Source organism: Ligilactobacillus salitolerans (assembly GCF_003864415.1).
GTDB lineage: Bacteria > Bacillota > Bacilli > Lactobacillales > Lactobacillaceae > Ligilactobacillus > Ligilactobacillus salitolerans.
Window position 1 is genome coordinate 1 of the sequence record NZ_BFFP01000005.1, and the last position, 7,144, is coordinate 7,144.

Here is a 7,144-nt window from a genome sequence, read left to right on the forward strand (position 1 = left end):
TAACCATAACAAACAAAAGACTGACACAACGAGGATTATTAAACATGTCCCAGTTGTATCAGTCAATTCAAGCAAAAGCTTAAGTTGTTGAACCGCCGTATACGGTTCCGTACGTACGGTGGTGTGGGAGGTCGATAGTGTGAACTATCTCCTACCCGATTGCAATGAGCAGGGAAGAGTTGCTGTTTTTTGGAACAAAGATCGGGAAAGTATGTTCCAAAGCGATTTGGGTTGGAACAAGGATCAGGAAAGTATGTTCCAAAACGATTTGGCTTGGAACAAAGATCGGGAAAGTATGTTCCAAAGCGATTTGGTTTGGAACAAAGATCAGGAAAGTATGTTCCAAAACGATTTGGTTTGGAACAAAGATCAGGAAAGTATGTTCCAAAACGATTTGGTTTGGAACAAAGAATGGGAAAGTATGTTCCAAAACGATTTGGTTTGGAACAAAGATCGCCAGAGTAAGTACCAAACGAGTAACTGTTGAAATTTTCATTGGGGAAAGCAACCTCACTCAATGAAAAGAAATATCCGTTAGATCGAGAAAATGTTTGCAGCGAATTACATTACCAGGCAAGAGATTGGCTATTAACTCCTGACTGGGGTTTGCTATAATACAATTATCAAGAAAACGTTTAACTTGATTTTTATAGGGGGACAGCCTGTGGTTACCAATCGGGATTATTATCGTTTTGCCGTCAAATGGCAAAAACTATTGCACGCGCAAAATGACAGTCAGCTTGAGGTTGATTCTTTGCTTAAGGAGTGCCTCTCCCTGGAATTTAGCTTGGACCAGGGTAACGATCTGGATAGTCGCTATCACCAAGCCAGCACGGATCCTAAAAAATTAGCGCAAATTTTGCCTGAGCTCCAGGAAATTCAGCAACTAGGCAGCTGGCTTTATGCCAAGTGTTTTTATTGGTCACATTGGGCTGGGGCTGAAAAAATAGATGAGCAGGCCAAACAGTGGTACTCGTTAATTTTGGCCAGCATGCAGAAATTAGCAGCTGAACACTTGCAGTTTTTCCAGGGCACTCCGGTTAAGCTGAAATTAACTTCCGGTAAAATTGGCGGGCTGACAATGTTTGTACCAGGGATGGAATATGAACAGCGTTTGACCGTCACGAACCAGGATCAGGCTGATTTTCGATCAGTTGTTTTAGACGACCGGTTCGAAAAGAAAGTCGCATACCAGGGACGAGTGAAACTAGAGCCCAAGCAAGGACAACAGATCCTCCAGTATCTGGCTGCTTACTTTAGTCAAGGCTATGAACAAGAAATAGCTCTCGATGCTCCTGCTTGGGAAATGGAGCTGTTCAATTCCGCAGGAGAAAAATATCAATTCAGCGGCTTCGTTATTCCAGCTGGCACCGAATTTCATGATTTTTCAGAAACCTTGCGGCAAGCCATCGATGTACCGGAGTTTGATGCTTTCGATGGGCAAGGTCAGCCCGAACGACCGGCAAAACTCTTCTTTGAGTATGAATATGAAGCGCAAGATGGTCTGAGTTATCATGAGAAATTAGCGCTTGACCGGGCTAAAGCTGACCTAAAATACAGCCAGGCGAGTTCGGCCGGCAGTAAAATCAGCTTCAGTTATCATTTGCCCGCTGAAGTTGGCTTGCTGTTGGACGTTTTTACCACTTCAGTTCGGATCGAGCCGCGAGAAATTATCTTTGACCAGCCATTTTTGCATCCTGGCAAATCAGTTCAGCAGCCAGAATTTCAGCTGGAACTTGACTATCTGCGCCAGCCCGCCAAAAAATATAGCGGGACCTATGATGAAGACCACCTGCCTGGTATTTGGAAACTATTTCTGGAGCAGCTGACAGAGGTGCTCAAGCAGCACTCTCAAATTGGCTTCTTGGAGCATGGAAAGCACTCCATCATCTTTTACAGTGTGACTTTTACTCCGGATGGGCGCAGCTATTACTATTTGAGTGATGACGATTCACTTGAGGTAGGCGAGACGGTGCTTGTCCCGGTCGGACCTGAAGATCGAGCCACGCGCGCGCAAATCGTGAAGATCGAATCTTTTGCACCGGAGGAAGTTCCTTTGCTGGTAAAGCAAACCAAGTATATTATCGGCAAAGCAGACTAAGCCAATTTTTTAGATTGCTATAATTTTTGAACAAAAGCTTGCATTGGTTCTGCAACGGCGGTACCTTTTGCGCAGGTACTGCTTTTTGTGCCGGAAAGAAGGCAAAAAATGAATTCTCGTGCTCTGCTCTTGATCAAGCGGGTTTTGCTCGTGCTCATGGCTGTCTATATGATCATTGGAATTTGCGCCAATCTTTATGATCACTATTTTTCGCTCAAAACAGTGATCTTAGTGCCGCTGGCCGTCATTGGACCGTTATTTTTGAAAGTTCTTTATGCTTATCTCGGCCGTTTTTCTGACAAAAACTTGCGGATCTTCACCTGGGCTGCTTTTGCCGGCATGATCGTCTTGCAGATCTACGTTTTGCTAGCATTGCCTGCCACGGTTTATCATGATGCTTTTCGAATTGTTCAGCAAGCCGAACAGATCGGCACCGGGGACATTGATTGGACCAGTACATATTTTTTGCGCAACCCCAATAATGTTCCGTTGGCGGCTATGTTAGGCGATTGGTTTAAATTGACTAACTTTTTAGGCCTCAGTCCTAATATTGCCTTGATCATTTTGAAATTAGCAATTTTTGACGGGATGCTGGCTGTCGTACTCGCCATCTTCCAAGAAGCAACGGGCAAGCGCCAGCTTCCAGCATCGGGCGCGCTGTTTTTCTTGGTCAGTCCGTACAGCTATACCTATAACATCCAAGTTTTTTACACGGATACACCGATTTTTTTCGCCATCTCGCTGGTTGCTTTGGTGTTGTTAAAACAGCACCACAAGAGTCTGCATCATCCAATCATTTGGCTGACCGGTTTATTTATTACTTGTCTGGCGGCACAGGTCCTCAAGCCCAATTTTGTGATCATCGCAGCGGCAGCGGGTTTGACAATGCTGGGACTTTTGCTCTGGAAAAAAGCAGAGTTTAAACACCTGCTGGGGCCTTTTTTGGTCGTTGTTTGCGCGATCGGACTGGCCTTTCCGGCAGGAAAACTCGTTAATGCTTCGGTCTCATATCATCCTGATAGTTCGTATGAACTGCCAACGCTTCACTGGACGCAGATGGGCTTGAATGTGAAAAATTACGGCATGTACAGTGGATCTGACACCAAGCAGACCCTAAAAATCCCGAGTCTGAAAGAACGCAATGCAACGACTAAAAAAATAATTGTGCAGCGGGTCAAAAAACTAGGCTTTTTTGGTCTGCTGAAACTCTGGACCGTCAAGGCGGGGATCTTGCTGAGTGTCAATAATTATAATCAAGCCTATACCGGCGGTTTCATCCAGTCGCCCGCCTGGTTTCAGCAGCATCAACGCTGGTGGACGACGGGCGCGGACTTAATGCTCAGGTGCGCCTTCATCTTTTTATACGCGCAGACTCTGCTGACTTTGGCGGGTGAATTTAAAAGACGTCAGAGCTCAGGCCTGGTTTTATTTTTGCTGCTGGCGATGATCGGCTATTTGACCGCGCACACGCTCTTTTGGGAAGTCGAGGAACGCTATGGGCAGGCGATTTTTCCGCTGCTGCTGACATTAAACGCACATTATTTGGCCCAAGGTGTGCCGTCTGTCAAATTTGCCGGCAGAAAATTAGCTGGCTTGAGTGCGTTGATTTTAGTGCTTGGCGGCGGGTACTTAGGTCTGAACCGGGCCAAAATTGTGCGGCGGCCAGTCGTGACAGTCGCGCAGCGCAGTCAGCTGTCTGACCAATACCATGCCAGAGTCGTCTGGATCGAACCGGGAGAATCTGTTACCCAAAACGTCTGGGTCAACAGCAGCAACAATTATTTTGCTTTCCTGCATGCGCCGGGCAGCCAGATCAAAGTCACTTTGACAGACATCGATGCGCATCAGACTTTTGATGCTAGTTCAGGCAAGCTGAAGTTTAGGACAAATCGGATCAAGCCGGGCAAATACCAGATCAAACTTGATAATGAAACGAAGGAACGGCAGCCAGCTTGGCTGGTGCGGACCCACAAATATTTGTTAGGGCAGGAATCGGCTAACATTTCCGAGCCAAATTGGGGGAAGCGCACTTTGATCTATTTATTCGGGCAAACCCGAAGTGACAAAATCAAATAAAAATTAGTTATCCGTTGGCGCAGCTGCTGGCGGATAATTTTTTGAAGTAGGAGGAGAAAGAGAGTTGAACTCCACTAAGTCGGTCGAAGTAACGCGAGTTTATCAAAGCAATCTTCAAAAAGATGGTGAGATTAGTGCTTAAACTACACCTGTTTTACCAGAAGATGGTGAGAATAGGCGCTAAACTACACCTGTTCTGCCAAAAGATGGTGAGAATAGGCGCTAAACTACACCTGTTTTGCCAAAGGATGGTGAGAATAGGAGCTAAACACACGTAAGTTTACTTAGGAGGACCAGCATCAGCTTGGCAAAAAAATAAGGTGATTCTCGCCCAGTATAAAAAGCTTTAGTCAGAAAATCCGCTAGTTCTAGGTCTTACTTTTGGAGAAAATTTTACTTTGAAATAAGGTGCTTGATTTTCGGCAGAAAAAATTACTAGTAAAATTAGCGACAGCAAAGAATTCGCTGGATGCTTTATTCTTGAAAAATACTTACCAAAAAAGTAAGATAAAATATATAATAACGGCTGGTGGAAAACATCAAACTTGAATATAAAACGAAGAAGATTCAAAACCAGTGTCAGGATTTGAAAAATGCGAGAAAAAAATTTGGTGCCAGGATCGCTGAAAAACTACTCGCATTAGTCAACGTTCTTGAGGCAGCTGAAAATCTGCAGGATATCAATAGCTTGCAGGTCTATCATGTACATCAACTTGACGGCAATCGGAAAAATGAGCTGGCCTTAGACATCGATGGTCGGAAAAGCCAGTATCGCTTGATCATTCGTCCCTTAAATCAGTCAGATACAGCTGGTGATGATGTAATTCGCTACTATCGGGGGATAGAAATCATCAGTATCGAGGAGGTGTCAAAGCATTATGAATAAAACAAGCTATGATAATTTGGCTGCTTTTCATCCGGGGTATTACATTAAGGAGTATCTGGCAGACCAGGGCATGAATCAAAAGGAACTGGCTGACCGTTTGAATACGAATGAAAAGACTGTTAGCCAGCTAGTTAATGGGAAAATAAATCTTAACGCGGAGCTCGAAATCGGCTTATCACTGGCATTGGGCACCTCACAGCAATTATGGCATGATCTGAATCAGCGATATTTAAAAGTGAAGGCGGAAATTGAGTTCCAGACCAGACTAGATGATGAAAAAGATATTCAGCAGCAGTTGGATTACAAATTTTGGGAAAAGCTGGGCTTAGTCGAAGAAACGCATCAATCCCAAGCAAAAGTTCAAGAACTCCGTAAATTTTTCAAAATTTCCTCGTTGGATGTCTTGAAAAGTCGAGACTTTTTAGTTCAATACCGAACAGCGGTGGCTGAGGTCAAAGATGTGAATGTGATCAACTCCAATGCGTGGGTCCAAACCGCCCTCAATCTTGGCAATTCAATAGAAACTGAGCCAATTAACTTAGCCTATTTGCAAGATAACTTGCCTGTTATTAGACAAATGACACTAAAAACACCGCAAGAATTTCTCCCAGAATTGCGAGATATTTTTCAAAGGGCGGGGGTTGCTTTTGTGATCTTACCCAACTTGAAAAACTGCGGTGTGAATGGTGCGGTCAAATGGCTTGGTAAAAGCAAAGTTTTGCTGGCCATGAATGACCGCCGTAAATACTCTGATATTTTTTGGTTTACACTTTTCCATGAGATCCGCCACGTCTTACAAAAGAAAAAAGGGCACATCATCATCAATGGTGCCCAGAATTCGGGGATCACCAGTAGTTTGAATATGGCTGAGCTGGAAAAAGATGCGAATCAATTTGCCCAGAATATCTTGATCAAACCTGCGGACTATGCAAAATTTGTCGCTGAAGGTGATTTTTCTCAAGCGACAGTTGAAAACTTTGCTCAGAAAATTTCCATCCAGCCTGGGATCGTAGTGGGCAGGTTACAAAATGATGGTTATCTGAATTACAAACAAATGAATAATTTGAAGGAAAAATACACTGTTCTATTTCAGAAGGACAGCACCCGAGAGTAAAGGGATGAAGAATTGTTGTCGGCAATCTGGTCGATTGATTTGCTAAAAATCATAAGCAACATAAAAAGAATTGCAGTCACAGTGAGATCCGCCTCACCGTGACTGCAATTCTTTTTTGCATTATATTCCGAAAATATTTTTGACTGCGGATAACGCTTGGATTTTCTGTACCTGATCAACATGATCGACTAGCTCTGCATTGCGGGCAATGTAGTCGTAACCCAATAAATTGCTAAAAACCGCATAACCATGAATTTTTTGGCTATTAATTTTCATGGCAGCTGGAAAATCGCTGCGAATTTTAGACGTAATAGGAAAACCGACTACCATCCCAGTCAGTTTATTATAAATATCGGAACTGACAACGAGCAGTGGACGCCGGATATTATTCTTTTGAACACTATGTCCACCGTATTCATGACCAGCATGGGGCTTCGCATCGATCCAGAGCAAATCGCCTTGTTTAGGGAACTCATTAGGACCAAACATCTTCGTGACCTGCCAATTCTCCGTTGTCTCCTAAGTTCATCTCTTTTATTGCGGACTTAAAGTCATAGTCAGCATTTTCTTCAAAAATATTGCTAGTGAGAGGTATGAAAGAAATGACACCATTGTCGTCTATCAGCGGTTGGTATTGGGTATTTTCTTTAACATCAAATGCAGCTGGGACCGTGATCATAATTGAATTTCCTTGTTTACGCGTTTTAACGATCATGCAAACGACCTCCTTTTATTCCACTATGTAATTATATAAGTAATTACGAAAATTTGCCAAATTGAATGAACATTAGGAAGGTGATGTTTTTTCGTGAAGTATTTGCAGCCGTTCGCCAGTCCAAAGCATTAACACGAGAATAGCAGCTAAACTCCCGCAAGTCGGCTCATGGAACGCGAAATAGGAGCTGAACTCGTACAAGTTAGCCAAAGTAATGCGGTTTTATCAGGAGGATCAAATTAGTTGATTAAT

The 7,144-nt window shown here is 43.6% G+C and carries 7 protein-coding genes; 4 read left to right on the forward strand and 3 right to left on the reverse strand.

Annotated features, from left to right (window positions below; all coding sequences use genetic code 11):
* Window positions 1–151 precede the first annotated feature (151 nt).
* Window positions 152–496, reverse strand: coding sequence for a hypothetical protein (locus tag LFYK43_RS02305; RefSeq protein ID WP_124975034.1), 345 nt, complete (start codon window positions 494–496; stop codon window positions 152–154).
* A 168-nt stretch (window positions 497–664) separates the two neighbouring features.
* Between LFYK43_RS02305 and LFYK43_RS02310 the strand changes: the two genes are divergently transcribed.
* The 4 genes from LFYK43_RS02310 to LFYK43_RS02325 all read left to right on the forward strand — a co-directional run bounded on the left by LFYK43_RS02310 (window position 665) and on the right by LFYK43_RS02325 (window position 6,177).
* Window positions 665–2,101: a hypothetical protein gene (locus LFYK43_RS02310; RefSeq protein WP_124975037.1), complete on the forward strand. Its 1,437-nt coding sequence runs from the start codon at window positions 665–667 to the stop codon at window positions 2,099–2,101.
* A gap of 108 nt (window positions 2,102–2,209) precedes the next feature.
* The gene (locus LFYK43_RS02315; protein ID WP_124975039.1) at window positions 2,210–4,177 is read left to right on the forward strand and encodes a glycosyltransferase-like membrane protein; all 1,968 of its coding nucleotides are present in this window, start codon (window positions 2,210–2,212) and stop codon (window positions 4,175–4,177) included.
* 529 nt (window positions 4,178–4,706) lie between these two features.
* The gene (locus LFYK43_RS02320; protein WP_158609170.1) at window positions 4,707–5,063 is read left to right on the forward strand and encodes a type II toxin-antitoxin system RelE/ParE family toxin; all 357 of its coding nucleotides are present in this window, start codon (window positions 4,707–4,709) and stop codon (window positions 5,061–5,063) included.
* Window positions 5,056–6,177 carry a helix-turn-helix domain-containing protein gene (locus tag LFYK43_RS02325; protein ID WP_124975043.1) on the forward strand — a complete coding sequence of 374 codons (1,122 nt, stop codon included), beginning with the start codon at window positions 5,056–5,058 and terminating at the stop codon, window positions 6,175–6,177. The genes LFYK43_RS02320 and LFYK43_RS02325 overlap by 8 nt, the downstream gene beginning before the upstream one ends.
* Window positions 6,178–6,297: 120 nt before the next feature.
* Here LFYK43_RS02325 and LFYK43_RS02330 read toward each other — a convergent pair whose 3' ends face one another.
* Window positions 6,298–6,666 (reverse strand): type II toxin-antitoxin system PemK/MazF family toxin, encoded by a 369-nt coding sequence (locus LFYK43_RS02330; protein ID WP_124975045.1) that lies wholly within the window; start codon window positions 6,664–6,666, stop codon window positions 6,298–6,300.
* Complete coding sequence (mazE, locus tag LFYK43_RS02335) at window positions 6,653–6,892, reverse strand: type II toxin-antitoxin system PemI/MazE family antitoxin (RefSeq protein ID WP_124975047.1); 240 nt, start codon at window positions 6,890–6,892, stop codon at window positions 6,653–6,655. The genes LFYK43_RS02330 and mazE overlap by 14 nt, the downstream gene beginning before the upstream one ends.
* Window positions 6,893–7,144: the final 252 nt, after the last annotated feature.